Annotated in this window: 10 protein-coding genes; 8 read left to right on the top strand and 2 right to left on the bottom strand. The window is 55.5% G+C overall.

What is annotated here, in order from left to right; translation table 11 throughout:
* Window positions 1–68: 68 nt before the first annotated feature.
* Window positions 69–2,915 (bottom strand): two-component system sensor histidine kinase RcsC, encoded by a 2,847-nt coding sequence (rcsC, locus tag OGV82_RS12360; protein WP_012131533.1) that lies wholly within the window; start codon window positions 2,913–2,915, stop codon window positions 69–71.
* A 168-nt stretch (window positions 2,916–3,083) separates the two neighbouring features.
* Between rcsC and atoS the strand changes: the two genes are divergently transcribed.
* The 6 genes from atoS to OGV82_RS12330 all read left to right on the top strand — a co-directional run bounded on the left by atoS (window position 3,084) and on the right by OGV82_RS12330 (window position 10,336).
* Window positions 3,084–4,910 carry a two-component system sensor histidine kinase AtoS gene (gene atoS / locus OGV82_RS12355; protein ID WP_058667734.1) on the top strand — a complete coding sequence of 609 codons (1,827 nt, stop codon included), beginning with the start codon at window positions 3,084–3,086 and terminating at the stop codon, window positions 4,908–4,910.
* Window positions 4,907–6,292 (top strand): acetoacetate metabolism transcriptional regulator AtoC, encoded by a 1,386-nt coding sequence (gene atoC / locus OGV82_RS12350; protein WP_101744037.1) that lies wholly within the window; start codon window positions 4,907–4,909, stop codon window positions 6,290–6,292. Before atoS ends, atoC begins: the two co-directional genes overlap by 4 nt.
* A gap of 197 nt (window positions 6,293–6,489) precedes the next feature.
* Window positions 6,490–7,152, top strand: coding sequence for an acetate CoA-transferase subunit alpha (atoD, locus tag OGV82_RS12345; protein WP_047462390.1), 663 nt, complete (start codon window positions 6,490–6,492; stop codon window positions 7,150–7,152).
* Window positions 7,152–7,802: a 3-oxoacid CoA-transferase subunit B gene (locus OGV82_RS12340; protein WP_047462387.1), complete on the top strand. Its 651-nt coding sequence runs from the start codon at window positions 7,152–7,154 to the stop codon at window positions 7,800–7,802. The genes atoD and OGV82_RS12340 overlap by 1 nt, the downstream gene beginning before the upstream one ends.
* Window positions 7,799–9,121: a TIGR00366 family protein gene (locus OGV82_RS12335; RefSeq protein WP_012131527.1), complete on the top strand. Its 1,323-nt coding sequence runs from the start codon at window positions 7,799–7,801 to the stop codon at window positions 9,119–9,121. The genes OGV82_RS12340 and OGV82_RS12335 overlap by 4 nt, the downstream gene beginning before the upstream one ends.
* Before the next feature lie 30 nt (window positions 9,122–9,151).
* Window positions 9,152–10,336 carry an acetyl-CoA C-acetyltransferase gene (locus OGV82_RS12330; protein WP_047462384.1) on the top strand — a complete coding sequence of 395 codons (1,185 nt, stop codon included), beginning with the start codon at window positions 9,152–9,154 and terminating at the stop codon, window positions 10,334–10,336.
* Between the two features lie 108 nt (window positions 10,337–10,444).
* Here OGV82_RS12330 and gyrA read toward each other — a convergent pair whose 3' ends face one another.
* Window positions 10,445–13,081, bottom strand: a complete 2,637-nt coding sequence (gene gyrA / locus OGV82_RS12325; protein ID WP_047462381.1) for a DNA topoisomerase (ATP-hydrolyzing) subunit A — start codon at window positions 13,079–13,081, stop codon at window positions 10,445–10,447.
* Window positions 13,082–13,240: 159 nt separating this feature from the next.
* On the opposite strand from gyrA, the gene ubiG reads away from it, so the two are divergent.
* Window positions 13,241–13,969: a bifunctional 2-polyprenyl-6-hydroxyphenol methylase/3-demethylubiquinol 3-O-methyltransferase UbiG gene (gene ubiG / locus OGV82_RS12320; protein WP_012131523.1), complete on the top strand. Its 729-nt coding sequence runs from the start codon at window positions 13,241–13,243 to the stop codon at window positions 13,967–13,969.
* 443 nt (window positions 13,970–14,412) lie between these two features.
* Window positions 14,413–16,698, top strand: coding sequence for a class 1a ribonucleoside-diphosphate reductase subunit alpha (gene nrdA, locus OGV82_RS12315; protein ID WP_012131522.1), 2,286 nt, complete (start codon window positions 14,413–14,415; stop codon window positions 16,696–16,698).
* Window positions 16,699–16,793: the final 95 nt, after the last annotated feature.

Genomic DNA, 16,793 nt, shown 5'->3' with positions numbered 1-16,793 from the left:
TGCGCTTATCAGGCCGACGTTGATGATTGCAGTAGGCCGGAGAAGGCGAAACCGCCATCCGGCCTTTTTTATGCCCGCGTCTTTCTCACCCGCTCCGCATACACCGCCAGCGTCTGCTTAAGCACATCTAACGTCACCGGCTTGGACAGGCAGCTATCCATACCGGACTCCAGACAACGCTGTTTCTCTTCCGCCAGCGCGTTAGCCGTGACGCCGACCACCGGCAGCGTCAACCCTAGCTGGCGAATGCGCTGCGTCAGGCGGTAGCCGTCCATATTCGGCATGTTGACGTCGCTCAGCACGATATCAATATGGTTTTTACTCAGCACGTTCAACGCATCGACGCCGTCATTCGCGGTCTTGCATTGATACCCCAGCGATCCCAACTGATCGGCCAGCAAACGACGGTTGATCGGATGATCGTCCACCACGAGGATCATCATGTCGTCATTCGTCGCGTCGGTTTTATCCGGCGCAGGCAGCGCCGTTGCAAGCGCGTCGTTATCAAGCTCAATACTGTAAATCCGCGCCAGCAGCGCAGGCAATTCATGCGGCGACGCCACGCTGTGTACCCACTCGCCCGGCGCTCTTTCCTGCGGAATACCAATATGGCGGCGACTGAAAACAACCGCCGCACGCCCCTGCCATGCCTGCTCCAGCACATCGTCCGTAATCAGAATATCTTCCGGCGCCGGTTTTTGCCCTTCGTAACGAAGCACATCGACACCGCTTCGCGCCAGGCTGGACTCAATAAAATGACACAGCGACGCGTTGCGTACCGCCAGCCAGCAACGCGTTTGAGCCAGCCCTTCGACGCCTTTTTTCTGCGGGTACTGCGCGCCATAAAGTGGAATGCGTAACGTAAACTGGCTGCCCATCCCGGGCTCTGAATCGACGGAGATATCCCCATCCATCATGCTGATCAGTTTTTCACAAATCGCCAGCCCCAGGCCGGTTCCCTGGAAATTACGCTGCACGCCGGTTCCCACCTGGAAGAAAGGATCGAACAAACGCACAACCTCTTTCGCCGGAATCCCCACGCCGGTATCGCGTACCTGAATACTGAGATAATCGCCATCACACTGCACATGCAGCACAATACAACCGGTATCGGTAAATTTGATGGCGTTACTCAGCAGGTTAGAAATCACCTGTTGCAGACGCATCGGGTCGCCGTTCAGCGCAACCGGTACATCCGGTTCAATAAAGCAGTACAGGCCAAGCTGTTTTCTCACCACCAGCGGTAAATAGTTGGCCGTAATATGGTTCATCACCTCACGCGGCGAGAACTCACGCGGTTCAATCTTCAACTGCTCGGATTCGATTTTTGAGAAGTCGAGAATATCGCTGATGATTTTCAGCAGCAGGCTGGAGGAGTTGTTCATCGCCGTAACCAGCCTGTCGACCCCTTTCGGCAACGCTTTGGTTTGCAGCAGATCGAGGTTACCGATAATCCCGTACAGCGGCGTGCGCAGCTCGTGGCTCACGGTCGCAAGGAACATTGATTTGGACTGGCTCGCCTGCTCCGCCGCCTGCGCCATCTCCTGCAACGACTCTTCCATTTTGACGCGCGCGCTCACATCCACCAGCACGCAAATCGCCACGTTTTCATTACGATAGCGCGAATGGACAAAGCTGATTTGCAGATTGGTATTGTTGCTGGTCAACACATCGACGAAGTTAACCTGCTGACCACAGATAATTTGCGTCAGCCTTTGCCGGTCCTCATGGGTGAGCATATTGAGGTAGGTATGCGCCAGTTCATTACTGAGAATATTGACCCCGTCAATGGTGCGCAGGATGCAGATCCCCACCGGCGCGGAAGCGACGATTTTCCGGTTAAACTGCTCATGCTCTTCCAGCCGCTGAGCATCGCTTTCCGCCGGAATAAAGATACGCCGTTCATACATACGCGCCAGCGTGAACAAGGCGGCGCCCACCAGCACATTCAGCAGAATGGCATTCAGAATCAGCATTCGAATATGCTCCAGCACCAGGTCGACCGGTACGGAGTAGACAATGCTGAGCGACGATGGCGGCAGACTTTTCTTCAGAACCAGCTCACGGAACCCTGGCGTGTAGCCAAACCAGGAGCGCTCCTGCATCCAGCGGGGTTCCGGCCTGATGTTGCTTTCCGGCCCGGTCAGCGAAATCAGCGGATGACCATTTTCATCGAGGATCGTCACCCCCATAGGCAAACTTCCCGGCGTGAAAAAGTTCTCCATCCGAATGGACTGCTCGACGCCCAGCAGCGCCTGCAAGCGGTTGGCCAGATAAACCGGCGTCAGGGCATAAAAATAGCCGATGCCGGGGCGCGGCCCCTGGCTAATCCAGAAAAGGTTATTCCCGCTCTCTTCCTGCGGGGCATTGCGGTACTTAACAATGCGCTCATGCAGCGTTTTCAGCGCATTATCACGTTCGACCGGCATATCGCGCAGGCCGAAATTCGCCATACAGAGATTGTCGCTGCCAATCAGGAAAACACGATTCAGATCGTAGGCCGCAGAAAAATTGTCGCGCCAGTAGCGCATAAACCAGGCCAGCGACTCCAGCGACCCGCGCCAGGCATTCCCCATCGCCGCACAGTCGGAGTCGGCAAACAGCGGCTCAAAATTGGGCACCACGGTTTTATCGTCGCGCGCCCGGCTGGACATCACGCCGTTTTCCGCCGTTAAGCGATTCTCGGCAATGTATTTAAGTTCTTTCATTACGTCAGACGTGCGCTGAATATAGCGCTGCGCCTGGTCGGAACTGAGATTGAATTCCTGACGGATTTCAGACTCTCTCTGATGCAGCGCATTGACGATGTAAAACACCGAAGCAAAAGCGATCAGCAGCCAGATCAGTAACGCCAACGCTCTGAACAGGTAGCGCGAAACTTTCAGGGTTGTACGAAAGGAAGCAAGGTATTTCAAAGGGGCGAAGCTCCGCCTCAGGCGATAAATAGAGTGTGGTTAAGGTAGCGGTAAATGCCCGGCGTCGCAATGCCCTCTCTTTGCGGGAATATGATATACCGCTGAGAAACCTGCGCCTCAACCCCCGATAATTGGCGTTTGCCTGATAAAGACCACACGGATGTCAGCATGCGCTACCTGAGACGGCTTTACCCGCGACGCTTACGCAATCAAATGATACTGATGGCTATCCTGATGGTCATCGTGCCGACGCTCTCTATTGGTTATATCGTAGAAACCGAAGGCCGATCAGCGGTCTTATCTGAAAAAGAGAAAAAATTATCGGCTGTCGTGCATCTGCTTGATGAAGCGCTGGGCGACAGCTTCACCCAGCAGGAAAATCTGCCGCGCGATGAGCGTATCCGCGCGCTGAATGCGCAGTTATCACCGGTCACTGAGCGTATCACCCGCGCGTTTCCGGGAATTGGCGCGGGCTATTACAATAAGGCGCTGGACGCCATTATCACCTACGCCCCTTCGGCACTGTATCAGAACAACGTCGGGGTCACTATCGCTCCCGATCATCCTGGCCGGGAGGTCATGAGTACCAACGCCCCGGTGGTATTTTCAGGCCGGCAGGTGCGCGGCGATATCCTCAACTCAATGATTCCGATAGCGCGGCATGGCGAGGTCATTGGTTATATCTGGGCGAATGAGTTGACCGAAGATATTCGCCGACAGGCCTGGAAAATGGATGTTCGTATTATTGCCGTTCTGGCGGCGGGGCTTATCAGCAGCCTGTTACTGATCATTCTCTTCTCACGCCGCCTGAGCGCCAATATCGATATCATTACTGAAGGCTTGCCTACTCTTGCGCAGAAAACGCCGGCCCAGTTACCCGATCTCCCCGGTGAACTGGGGCAAATCAGCCGCAGCGTCAACGCTCTGGCGCAGACACTGCGGGAAACTAAGACGCTGAACGATCTGATTATTGAGAACGCCGCCGATGGGGTTATCGCAATCGACAGACAAGGTAATGTCACCACGATGAATCCTGCCGCAGAGACCATCACGGGTTATACGCTGCATGAGCTGGCCGGGCGCCCCTACTCAACGCTGTTCGCCGATCCTCATTTCTCCAGCCCTGTGCTTGACACTCTGGAGAACGGCACTGAACATCTGGCTCAGGAAGTCAGCTTCCCCGCGCGTGACCGGACAATTGAACTCAGCGTCACCACCAGTCGTATTCATAACGCTGACGGTGAGTTGATTGGCGCGCTGGTGATGTTTTCCGATTTAACCGCCCGTAAAGAGGCGCAGCGCCGTCTGGCGCAAACGGAGAGACTCGCCACGCTGGGTGAACTGATGGCAGGCGTGGCGCATGAAGTGCGCAACCCGCTCACCGCCATCCGGGGTTATGTGCAGATTATTCGCCAGCAAATCAATCTGCCTGTACATCAGGAGTACCTGTCCGTCGTACTGAAAGAAATTGATTCTATTAATAAAGTCATCCAGCAACTGCTGGACTTCTCCCGACCGCGACAAAGTCAGTGGCAGCAGGTATCCATTAATACGCTGATCGAGGAGGCGTTGATCCTGGTGCAGACTTCCGGGGTGCAGGCGCGAATTAACTTCAATACGGAATTCAACGCCGCATTGCCCACGATCGTCGCCGATCGCGAACTGCTCAAACAGGTGCTCCTGAACATGCTTATCAACGCGGTGCAGGCGATAGGCGCGCGCGGCGAAATTCGTATCCGAACCTGGCGCTACACGACCACGCATCTGGCGATCGCCATTGAAGATAATGGCTGCGGTATTGACGTCGCTTTGCAGAAAAAAATCTTTGATCCGTTCTTCACCACCAAAGCGTCAGGAACCGGCCTCGGGCTGGCGTTAAGTCAGCGCATCATCAATGCGCATCAGGGCGACATATACGTTACCAGTATGCCCGGATGCGGCGCGACCTTTACCCTTATTTTACCGATTAACCCGCAGGAAACCTCGTCAGAATGAAAACTCGCTACCGTATTCTCATCGTTGATGACGAAGATAATGTTCGCCGTATGCTCGCCACCGCGTTTTCGCTGCAAGGGCATGAAACCCAGTGCGCCAGTAACGGTCAGACAGCGCTGCAACATTTTGCCGACACGCCGCCCGACGTGGTGCTGATGGACATCCGCATGCCGGAGATGAACGGCATTGAAGCGCTGAAAGTGATGCGCGCACAGCATCCACGGGTCCCCATTATTCTGATGACAGCCTACGCTGAAGTGGAAACCGCCGTAGAAGCACTGCGCAGCGGCGCATTTGATTATGTGATTAAACCGTTCGACCTCGATGAACTGAACTTATTGATTCAGCGGGCCTTGCAGCTTCAGGCCATGAAGCAGGAGATCCGCAGCCTGCATCAGGCGCTGAGCACCAGCTGGCAATGGGGACATATCCTGACCAACAGTCCGGGGATGATGGATATCTGCAAAGATACCGCGAAAATCGCGCTTTCCCAGGCCAACGTGCTCATTAGCGGCGAAAGCGGCACTGGAAAAGAGTTGATCGCCCGCGCCATTCACTATAACTCACGCCGGGCAAACGGCCCCTTCATCAAGATTAACTGTGCGGCGCTGCCGGAATCACTGCTGGAAAGCGAACTGTTCGGCCACGAAAAAGGGGCGTTTACCGGCGCACAAACGCGACGTCAGGGGCTGTTTGAGCGCGCTCATCAGGGAACGCTGCTGCTGGACGAAATAGGCGAAATGCCGCTGGTGTTACAGGCTAAGCTGCTGCGAATCCTCCAGGAGAGGGAGTTTGAACGCATTGGCGGGCATCAAACCATTCAGGTTGATATCCGCATTGTCGCCGCCACCAACCGGAATTTGCAGGAAATGGTGAAAGAAGGCACCTTCCGTGAAGATCTGTTTTATCGGCTGAATGTGATTCATCTGACGCTTCCTCCTTTGCGTGAGCGGCGGGAAGATATCCCCCTGTTGGCCAACCACTTTTTGCAGAAATTCAGCTCAGAAAACCAGCGGGATATTATTGAAATTGACCCTTCCGCTATGTCACTTCTCACCGCCTGGCCGTGGCCCGGTAATATCCGCGAATTATCCAATGTGATTGAGCGCGCGGTGGTGATGAACACCGGGGCGGTGATTTTTGCCGAAGACCTCCCTACCCAGTTCCGCCAGTCGGTGAGTCACGCCAGCGGAATAAAGCCAGCCCAACCCGGTGAACGGAACCTGAAAGAAGAGATTAAACGCGAAGAACGCCGAATCATTATGGAGGTTCTGGAGCAGCAGGAGGGAAACCGCACGCGCACCGCGTTAATGCTGGGCATCAGCCGACGCGCGTTGATGTACAAATTGCAGGAGTACGGCATCGATCCGGCAGGCCTCTGATACCAGAAGTTGCTATGCAGAATTTTGCACAGTGCGCAAAATTCTGCATAGCGCCTCACGCCCTCTCATCCCCCTTCCGTGAAAATTAATTTTTATATTCATCAGGTTAACCCTTCTCTTTTCGGTTTATTAATCCTGGCATCCCGCTTGCTATTCCTTTTGCGTACCCAAAATGGAGTATGCAAAAGGGAAACATAATGAAAACAAAACTGATTACCTTACAGAACGCCTCAGGCTTCTTTCGTGACGGCATGACCATCATGGTTGGCGGTTTTATGGGGGTAGGCACCCCGCCCCGCCTTGTTGAAGCCTTACTTGAATCCGGTGTCAGGGACCTGACGCTGATCGCCAACGATACCGCATTTGTCGATACCGGCATCGGCCCGCTTATCGTAAATGGCCGGGTGCGCAAGGTCATCGCCTCCCATATCGGCACCAACCCGGAAACGGGTCGGCGGATGATTGCCAAAGAGATGGAGGTTCAACTGGTTCCGCAAGGCACCCTGATTGAACAAATCCGCTGCGGCGGCGCCGGGCTGGGCGGTTTTCTGACCCCGACTGGCGTCGGCACCGTGGTTGAAGAGGGAAAGCAAACGCTTCAGCTCGATGGCAGAACCTGGCTGCTGGAGCGTCCACTGCGTGCAGATCTGGCGCTTATTCGCGCCCACTGCGCCGACCCGCTCGGCAACCTGACCTACCAGCTCAGTGCCCGTAATTTTAACCCCCTCATTGCTCTCGCCGCAGACATCACCCTGGTTGAGCCTGACGAACTGGTTGAAACAGGCGAGCTACTGCCTGACCAGATTGTCACCCCTGGCGCCGTTATCGACCACATCGTTATTCCACAGGAGAGCAAATAATGGATGCTAAACAACGTATTGCGCGCCGCGTGGCGCAAGAGCTGCATGATGGCGACGTGGTTAACCTGGGAATTGGTTTGCCGACGATGGTTGCAAACTACCTGCCGGATGACATTCACATCACCCTGCAATCTGAGAACGGCTTTCTGGGACTGGGGCCGGTCACGACGGCCCACCCGGATCTGGTGAACGCTGGCGGTCAACCCTGCGGCATTTTGCCCGGCGCGGCAATGTTCGACAGCGCCATGTCGTTCGCATTGATTCGCGGGGGCCATGTTGACGCCTGCGTACTCGGCGGGCTACAGGTGGATGAGCAGGCAAACCTCGCCAACTGGGTGGTTCCCGGCAAAATGGTCCCCGGCATGGGGGGCGCAATGGATCTGGTCACCGGCGCGCGCAAAGTGATCATTGCAATGGAACATTGCGCGAAAGACGGCTCGGCGAAAATTCTGCGCCAGTGCACCATGCCGCTCACCGCCCAGCACGCGGTGCATATGCTGGTTACCGAACTGGCTGTATTTCGCTTTATCGACAGCAAGATGTGGCTGACAGAAATCGCCGAAGGGTGTGATTTGGAAACCCTGCGGGCAAAAACTGAAGCGCACTTTGAGGTTGCGGCCGATCTGGTCATTCAGAGAGGTGACGCATGATTGGGCGTATTTCACGCTTTATGACGCGGGTCGTCAGCCGCTGGCTTCCTGATCCGCTGATCTTCGCAATGCTGTTAACCCTGCTGACGTTTGGGATCGCTCTCTGGCTGACGCCGCAAACGCCGGTCAGTATGGTGAGGTTCTGGGGCGATGGCTTCTGGAACCTGCTGGCTTTCGGTATGCAAATGGCGCTGATTATCGTGACGGGCCACGCCCTGGCCAGTTCCGGTCCGGTTAAAAGCCTGCTGCGTACCGCCGCTTCAGCCGCTAAGACGCCCGCTCAGGGCGTCATGCTGGTGACCTTCTTTGGCTCGGTCGCCTGCGTGATCAACTGGGGCTTTGGTCTGGTGGTCGGCGCAATGTTTGCCCGTGAAGTGGCCCGTCGCGTGCCGGGTTCCGATTATCCGCTGCTTATCGCCTGCGCCTATATCGGTTTTCTCACCTGGGGCGGCGGCTTCTCTGGCTCTATGCCCCTGCTGGCCGCAACGCCGGGCAACCCGGTAGAACACGTCGCGGGGTTGATTCCGGTTAGCGACACCCTGTTCACCGGGTTCAATATTTTCATCACGCTCGGCCTCATCGTGGTGATGCCGTTTATTACCCGAATGATGACGCCAAAACCCTCCGACGTGGTCAGCATCGATCCGAAATTGCTGCTGGAAGAAGCCGATTTTCAGAAGAAACTGCCGGCTGACGCGCCACCGTCGGAAAAACTGGAAGAGAGCCGCATTCTCGCGCTGATCATTGGCGCATTAGGGATTGCCTATCTGGGGCTCTACTTCGCCGAGAAGGGATTCAACATCACCATCAATACCGTCAATCTGATGTTTATGATCGCCGGTCTGCTGCTGCACAAAACGCCAATGGCCTACATGCGCGCCATCAGCGCCGCAGCGCGCAGTACCGCCGGTATTCTGGTGCAGTTCCCCTTCTACGCCGGGATCCAACTGATGATGGAACACTCCGGCCTCGGTGGCCTTATCACTGAATTCTTCATCAACGTCGCCAACAAAGACACCTTCCCGGTGATGACCTTTTTCAGCTCTGCGCTGATTAACTTTGCCGTGCCATCAGGCGGCGGCCACTGGGTTATCCAGGGACCATTCGTCATGCCTGCGGCTCAGGCGCTGGGGGCGGACCTCGGCAAGTCAGTCATGGCGATCGCCTACGGTGAGCAGTGGATGAATATGGCGCAGCCATTCTGGGCGCTGCCCGCCCTGGCAATCGCCGGACTCGGGGTACGCGACATTATGGGCTACTGCATCACCGCCCTGCTCTTCTCCGGGATCATTTTTGTCATCGGTTTGACCTTTTTCTGACGGCAACCACGCACTTTTAAGGAACAGAAGATGAAAAACTGTGTCATCGTCAGCGCGGCGCGTACCGCAATCGGCAGTTTTAACGGCGCACTGGCAACCACCAGCGCCATCGACCTTGGCGCCACCGTGATTAAAGCGGCGCTTGAACGCGCGCAGCTCGACCCGCAAAGGGTGGATGAAGTGATTATGGGCAATGTGCTACAGGCTGGTCTTGGGCAAAACCCGGCGCGTCAGGCACTGCTCAAAAGCGGCCTCGCAGAGACGGTCTGCGGCTTTACCGTTAACAAAGTATGCGGCTCCGGCCTCAAAAGCGTGGCGCTTGCCGCGCAGGCGATTCAGGCCGGACAGGCACAGGCGATTGTCGCAGGCGGTATGGAAAATATGAGCCAGGCGCCGTATCTGCTGGATGCCAAAGCCCGCTGGGGCTATCGCCTTGGCGACGGACAGCTCTCCGATGTGATCCTGCGCGACGGTCTGATCTGCGCCACTCACGGCTACCATATGGGGATCACGGCAGAAAACGTCGCCCGGGAATACGGCATCAGCCGGGAGATGCAGGATGAGCTGGCGCTGCTCTCACAGCGTAAAGCCGTTGCCGCTATTGATTCCGGCGCATTCCAGGCCGAAATTGTGCCGGTTAGCGTCACATCCCGTAAGAAAACCGTGGTGTTTGAGCGCGACGAGTTTCCGAAAGCCGATTCAACGGCGGAAGGTCTTGCTGCATTACGCCCGGCCTTCGACAAGGCGGGTACGGTAACGGCAGGAAACGCCTCTGGGATCAATGACGGCGCGGCAGCGCTGGTAGTGATGGAAGAATCCGCAGCGCTGGCGGCGGGCCTGACCCCACTGGCTCGTATCAAAGCCTACGCCAGCGGCGGCGTCGCCCCGGCGTTAATGGGGATGGGGCCGGTTCCCGCCACGCAGAAGGCGCTGCAACTGAGCGGTTTAACGCTTTCGGATATCGATCTGATCGAAGCCAACGAGGCGTTTGCCGCACAGTTCCTTGCCGTGGGTAAGACGCTCGGTTTTGATCCGCAGAAGGTGAACGTCAACGGTGGGGCTATCGCCCTGGGACATCCCATCGGCGCCAGCGGCGCGCGTATTCTGGTGACGCTGCTGCACGCCCTCTCTGCACGCGATAAAACGCTCGGGCTGGCCACGCTCTGCATCGGCGGCGGTCAGGGTATTGCGATGATAGTGGAAAGGATGAATTAAGGACTTGCGCCTTTGCCGGATGGCGGCCTGATAAGGCGTTTACGCCGCCATCCGGCAAAAAAAAGGAGGCGCAATGGCCTCCTTTCACACACAATTCACAATGCCGAATTACTCGTCAGCGTCATCCGCTGCGTCGTCATCGATTTCCGCTTCCGGGGCGATATCCTCGTCCCCTTCCGCTACGCTGCCGTCGATGGAGTCGAGTTCCTCATCATCCACCGGCTCAGCAACACGTTGCAGACCCACCACGTTTTCATCTTCCGCCGTGCGGATGAGGATTACGCCCTGGGTGTTACGGCCAACGACGCTGATTTCCGATACGCGGGTACGAACCAGCGTACCGGCATCGGTGATCATCATGATCTGGTCGGCATCATCCACCTGTACCGCGCCAACAACGGAACCGTTACGCTCGGTGACTTTAATGGAGATAACGCCCTGCGTGCCACGAGACTTGGTTGGGTATTCGCCTTCCGCCGTACGTTTACCGTAACCATTCTGCGTCACGGTCAGGATAGCGCCTTCACCACGCGGAATAATCAGGGAAACGACGCTGTCTTCGCCCGCCAGTTTGATGCCACGTACGCCGGTCGCGGTACGACCCATCGCACGAACGGCATCTTCTTTAAAGCGCACCACTTTACCGGCAGCGGAGAACAGCATGACTTCGTCGGAACCGGAGGTCAGATCCACGCCGATCAGCTCGTCGCCTTCGTTCAGGTTCACCGCGATGATACCGGCGGAACGCGGACGGCTGAACTCGGTCAGCGCCGTTTTCTTCACCGTACCGCTGGCGGTCGCCATAAAGACGTTAACGCCCTCTTCGTACTCGCGTACCGGCAGAATGGCGGTGATACGTTCATCGGCTTCCAGCGGCAGCAGGTTGACGATCGGACGGCCACGCGCGCCACGGCTCGCTTCCGGCAGCTGATAGACCTTCATCCAGTACAGACGGCCACGGCTGGAGAAGCAGAGAATCGTGTCGTGGGTGTTAGCCACCAGCAGACGGTCGATAAAGTCTTCTTCTTTTATACGCGCGGCAGATTTACCTTTCCCGCCACGACGTTGCGCTTCGTAATCGGTTAGCGGCTGATATTTGACGTAACCCTGGTGAGACAGCGTTACAACCACATCTTCCTGGCTAATCAGATCTTCGATATTAATATCGGCGCTGTTAGCGGTGATTTCAGTGCGACGCTCATCGCCAAACTGATCGCGGATCAGTTCCATCTCTTCGCGAATCACTTCCATCAGACGATCGGCGCTGCCCAGAATGTGCAGCAGCTCTGCGATCTGTTCCAGCAGCTCTTTGTACTCGTCGAGCAGTTTTTCATGCTCAAGGCCGGTCAGTTTCTGCAAGCGCAGATCCAGAATCGCCTGTGCCTGTTGTTCAGTCAGGTAATACTGACCATCACGCACGCCAAACTCCGGCTCCAGCCACTCAGGACGGGCAGCATCATCACCGGCGCGTTCCAGCATAGACGCCACGTTGCCCAGATCCCATGAACGGGAGATTAACGCCGCTTTTGCCTCTGCCGGCGTTGGCGCACGGCGGATCATCTCGATGATCGGATCGATGTTCGCCAGCGCAATCGCCAGCGCTTCAAGGATATGCGCGCGATCGCGGGCTTTACGCAGTTCGAAAATAGTACGGCGTGTCACCACTTCGCGACGGTGACGCACGAACGCGGAAATGATCTCTTTCAGGTTCATGATCTTCGGCTGGCCGTGGTGCAGCGCAACCATGTTGATACCGAAAGAAACCTGCAACTGGGTCTGGGAATAAAGGTTGTTAAGCACCACTTCCCCGACGGCATCGCGTTTCACTTCAATCACGATGCGCATCCCGTCTTTATCAGACTCGTCGCGCAGCGCGCTGATGCCTTCAACGCGTTTGTCTTTCACCAGTTCAGCGATTTTCTCGATCAGGCGCGCTTTGTTCACCTGGTACGGAATCTCATGAACGATGATGGTTTCGCGGCCGGTTTTCGCGTCAGCTTCCACTTCCGCGCGAGCGCGAATGTACACTTTCCCGCGACCGGTACGATAGGCTTCTTCAATACCGCGACGACCGTTGATGATCGCGGCGGTCGGGAAGTCCGGGCCAGGAATGTGTTCCATCAGCCCTTCAATGCTGATGTCTTCATCATCGATATACGCCAGGCAACCGTTGATCACTTCCTTCAGGTTGTGCGGCGGGATATTGGTGGCCATACCTACCGCGATACCGGACGAGCCGTTTACCAGCAGGTTAGGAATTTTGGTCGGCATGACGTCAGGAATTTTTTCCGTGCCGTCATAGTTGTCAACGAAATCCACCGTCTCTTTTTCGAGATCGGCCATCAGTTCATGGGCAATCTTCGCCAGACGGATTTCCGTATAACGCATTGCCGCGGCAGAGTCGCCGTCGATAGAACCAAAGTTGCCCTGACCATCCACCAGCATGTAACGCAGCGAGAAAGGCTGCGCCATACGGACGATAGTGTCGTACACCGCGGAATCACCATGAGGATGGTATTTACCGATTACGTCACCAACAACACGGGCAGATTTTTTATAGGCTTTATTCCAGTCATTGCCCAATACGTTCATGGCGTATAGTACGCGACGGTGTACCGGCTTCAGGCCATCTCGGACATCCGGCAGCGCACGGCCAACAATGACCGACATCGCATAATCCAGATAAGAGCTCTTCAGCTCTTCCTCAATGTTGACCGGTGTAATTTCTCTCGCAAGGTCGCTCATCTAACCGCTATCCCTCTACTGTATCCCGGATTCAAAGGTCGCAAATTATAACACAATCGCAATGAGACAGGTAAATGGAATGGTCTTCTACGGAGGCTTTATTCATCCCGTCGTGCTGATATACTCAGGCGACTTGCCAAATAAGGAGTAAAAGCGCCAATGAATGCCGAAAAACCCCCGGTGACGCATAACGTTGATCACGAAGAAATCGCCAAATTTGAAGCTGTCGCGTCACGCTGGTGGGATCTTGAGGGTGAATTTAAGCCTCTGCACCGCATTAACCCGCTGCGCCTGGGCTACATTGCCGAGCGTTCCGGCGGCCTGTTCGGCAAAAAGGTGCTCGACGTTGGCTGCGGCGGCGGCATTCTGGCTGAGAGCATGGCGCGTGAAGGTGCGACGGTAACGGGCCTGGATATGGGCTTTGAGCCTTTGCAGGTCGCGAAACTGCACGCGCTGGAAAGCGGTATTCAGGTTGATTACGTGCAGGAGACGGTTGAAGAGCACGCGGCGAAACATGCGCACCAGTACGATGTCGTGACCTGTATGGAGATGCTGGAGCACGTACCGGACCCGCAATCGGTCGTCAGGGCCTGTGCGCAATTAGTTAAACCGGGCGGTGAAGTCTTTTTCTCGACCCTTAATCGCAACGGCAAGTCGTGGCTGATGGCCGTGGTGGGGGCGGAGTATATTTTACGCATGGTGCCGAAAGGCACGCACGATGTGAAAAAATTTATTAAGCCTGCGGAGTTGCTGAACTGGGTCGATCAGACCGTGTTGAAAGAGCGTCACATGACCGGGCTGCACTACAATCCGATTACCAACACCTTCAAGCTCGGGCCGGGCGTTGATGTTAACTATATGGTTCACACTACCGCACAAGTTGACTAACTGCGTCTGTAGGCCGGATAAGGCGTTTATGCCGCTATCCGGCAATTTTGCCCGGGGCGCTGCGCTTGCCGGGCCTACAAACCATCGCCTACCAATCCTGAGTAGGATCGTCAGGGCAATTTTTGCGCCAGATCATAGGAACTTTTCCTGCCTTAGATGAAGAAATCAGCACTCGATCAAATTTTCATTTTTTTTTATGAATTATTGACATGCCCTCCAGGCCTTATAAGACGCGCACTTAGCGATTATCACCCTTTTGCAACCTCAATTTAACCTCAAAATCAACTCTTGTACTGAAAAGAATCCCTACTAGAATACTCACCATATAGCGTTTCATTTATCAGTTACCCCCTATATATAGTATTTATCCACAGACTTAGTCACAACGTGGCATTGTGGATAAACGGGGGATATTTTTTCTTTCACGGACAGGTAAAACCCACATGAATCAGAGTCTGCTGGTGACAAAGCGTGATGGTCGTACTGAACGCATCAATCTCGACAAAATCCATCGAGTTCTGGATTGGGCGGCAGAAGGACTGAATAACGTATCCATCTCCCAGGTTGAACTGCGTTCTCATATCCAGTTCTACGACGGTATCAAGACGTCCGATATCCATGAGACCATCATTAAGGCCGCTGCCGACCTGATCTCCCGCGATGCGCCGGATTATCAGTACCTGGCCGCGCGCCTGGCGATTTTCCACCTGCGTAAAAAGGCTTACGGCGAGTTCGAACCGCCAGCGCTTTACGATCATGTGGTGAAAATGGTTGAGCTGGGTAAATACGACAATCATCTGCTGGAAGACTACACGGAAGAAGAGTTCAAGCAGATGGATTCGTTCATCGTACACGACCGTGATATGACCTTCTCCTACGCTGCCGTTAAGCAGCTGGAAGGTAAATACCTGGTACAGAACCGTGTAACCGGCGAGATTTATGAAAGCGCGCAGTTCCTTTATATTCTGGTTGCCGCTTGCCTGTTCTCTAACTATCCGCGTGAAACCCGTCTCGACTACGTGAAACGTTTCTACGATGCGGTTTCTACATTCAAAATTTCTCTGCCGACGCCAATCATGTCCGGCGTGCGCACCCCGACTCGTCAGTTCAGCTCCTGCGTGCTGATCGAGTGCGGCGACAGCCTGGACTCCATTAACGCCACCTCCAGCGCGATCGTGAAATATGTTTCTCAGCGTGCCGGTATCGGCATCAACGCCGGTCGTATTCGCGCGCTGGGTAGCCCGATTCGCGGCGGCGAAGCGTTCCACACCGGCTGTATTCCGTTCTACAAACACTTCCAGACGGCGGTGAAATCCTGCTCTCAGGGCGGCGTGCGCGGCGGTGCGGCGACGCTGTTCTACCCGATGTGGCATCTGGAAGTGGAAAGCCTGCTGGTACTGAAGAACAACCGCGGCGTGGAAGGCAACCGCGTGCGTCACATGGACTACGGCGTACAGATCAACAAGCTGATGTACACCCGCCTGCTGAAAGGTGAAGACATCACCCTGTTCAGCCCGTCCGACGTTCCGGGTCTGTACGACGCTTTCTTCGCCGATCAGGACGAGTTCGAGCGTCTGTACACCAAATACGAAAAAGACGACAGCATTCGTAAGCAGCGCGTAAAAGCCGTGGATCTGTTCTCGCTAATGATGCAGGAACGCGCGTCAACTGGCCGTATCTACATTCAGAACGTGGATCACTGCAACACCCACAGCCCGTTTGATGCGCAGGTTGCGCCGGTACGCCAGTCCAACCTGTGCCTGGAAATCGCCCTGCCGACTAAACCGCTGATGGACGTTAACGACGAAAACGGTGAAATCGCGCTGTGTACGCTTTCCGCCTTCAACCTGGGCGCAATTAACAGCCTGGATGAGCTGGAAGAGCTGGCGGTGCTGGCGGTACGCGCGCTGGATGCGCTGCTGGATTACCAGGATTACCCTATTCCTGCGGCTAAACGCGGCGCAATGGGTCGCCGTACGCTGGGTATCGGCGTGATTAACTACGCTTACTATCTGGCGAAACACGGCGTGCGTTACTCTGACGGCAGCGCGAACAACCTGACGCACAAAACGTTTGAAGCCATTCAGTACTATCTGCTGAAGGCCTCTAACGAGCTGGCGAAAGAGCAAGGCGCATGCCCGTGGTTTAATGAAACCACTTACGCTCAGGGCATTCTGCCGATCGACACCTACAAAAAAGATCTGGATGCGATCGCCAACGAAGCGCTGCACTACAACTGGGAAGCGCTTCGTGAGTCCATCAAAACGCACGGTCTGCGTAACTCCACGCTTTCCGCCCTGATGCCGTCTGAGACCTCTTCGCAGATCTCCAACGCCACTAACGGTATTGAACCGCCGCGCGGCCATGTCAGCATCAAAGCGTCGAAAGATGGCGTACTGCGCCAGGTGGTGCCGGATTACGAAGGGCTGAAAGACCGCTATGAGCTGCTGTGGGAAATGCCGAGCAACGACGGCTACCTGCAACTGGTCGGTATCATGCAGAAATTCATCGACCAGGCGATTTCCGCCAACACCAACTACGATCCGACGCGCTTCCCGTCTGGTAAAGTACCGATGCAGCAATTGCTGAAAGATCTGCTCACCGCCTATAAATTTGGCGTGAAAACCCTGTACTATCACAACACCCGTGACGGTGCGGAAGATGCGCAGGACGATCTGGTGCCGTCTATTCAGGACGATGGCTGCGAAAGCGGCGCATGTAAGATCTAAGTTATTTTTGCCGGGTAGCGCTACGCTTACCCGGCCTACGGTTTTGTAGGCCCGGCAAACGAAGTGCCGCCGGGCGATACAATCTCAACAGGACT

This window comes from Citrobacter sp. CK191 (assembly GCF_030333435.1).
In the GTDB taxonomy this organism is placed as follows: Bacteria; Pseudomonadota; Gammaproteobacteria; order Enterobacterales; family Enterobacteriaceae; genus Citrobacter_B; species Citrobacter_B koseri.
The sequence above is the reverse complement of the archived record's forward strand: the minus strand, read 5'-3'. Positions and strand labels throughout refer to the sequence as shown.

Excerpts from the sequence above, each read along its gene's own strand:
- atoD (WP_047462390.1), top strand. The coding sequence starts at position 6,490 with ATGAAAACAAAACTGATTACCTTACAGAACGCCTCAGGCTTCTTTCGT.
- OGV82_RS12340 (WP_047462387.1), top strand. The coding sequence starts at position 7,152 with ATGGATGCTAAACAACGTATTGCGCGCCGCGTGGCGCAAGAGCTGCAT.
- OGV82_RS12335 (WP_012131527.1), top strand. The coding sequence starts at position 7,799 with ATGATTGGGCGTATTTCACGCTTTATGACGCGGGTCGTCAGCCGCTGG.
- nrdA (WP_012131522.1), top strand. The coding sequence starts at position 14,413 with ATGAATCAGAGTCTGCTGGTGACAAAGCGTGATGGTCGTACTGAACGC.
- ubiG (WP_012131523.1), top strand. The coding sequence starts at position 13,241 with ATGAATGCCGAAAAACCCCCGGTGACGCATAACGTTGATCACGAAGAA.
- atoC (WP_101744037.1), top strand. The coding sequence starts at position 4,907 with ATGAAAACTCGCTACCGTATTCTCATCGTTGATGACGAAGATAATGTT.
- OGV82_RS12330 (WP_047462384.1), top strand. The coding sequence starts at position 9,152 with ATGAAAAACTGTGTCATCGTCAGCGCGGCGCGTACCGCAATCGGCAGT.
- gyrA (WP_047462381.1), bottom strand. The coding sequence starts at position 13,081 with ATGAGCGACCTTGCGAGAGAAATTACACCGGTCAACATTGAGGAAGAG.
- atoS (WP_058667734.1), top strand. The coding sequence starts at position 3,084 with ATGCGCTACCTGAGACGGCTTTACCCGCGACGCTTACGCAATCAAATG.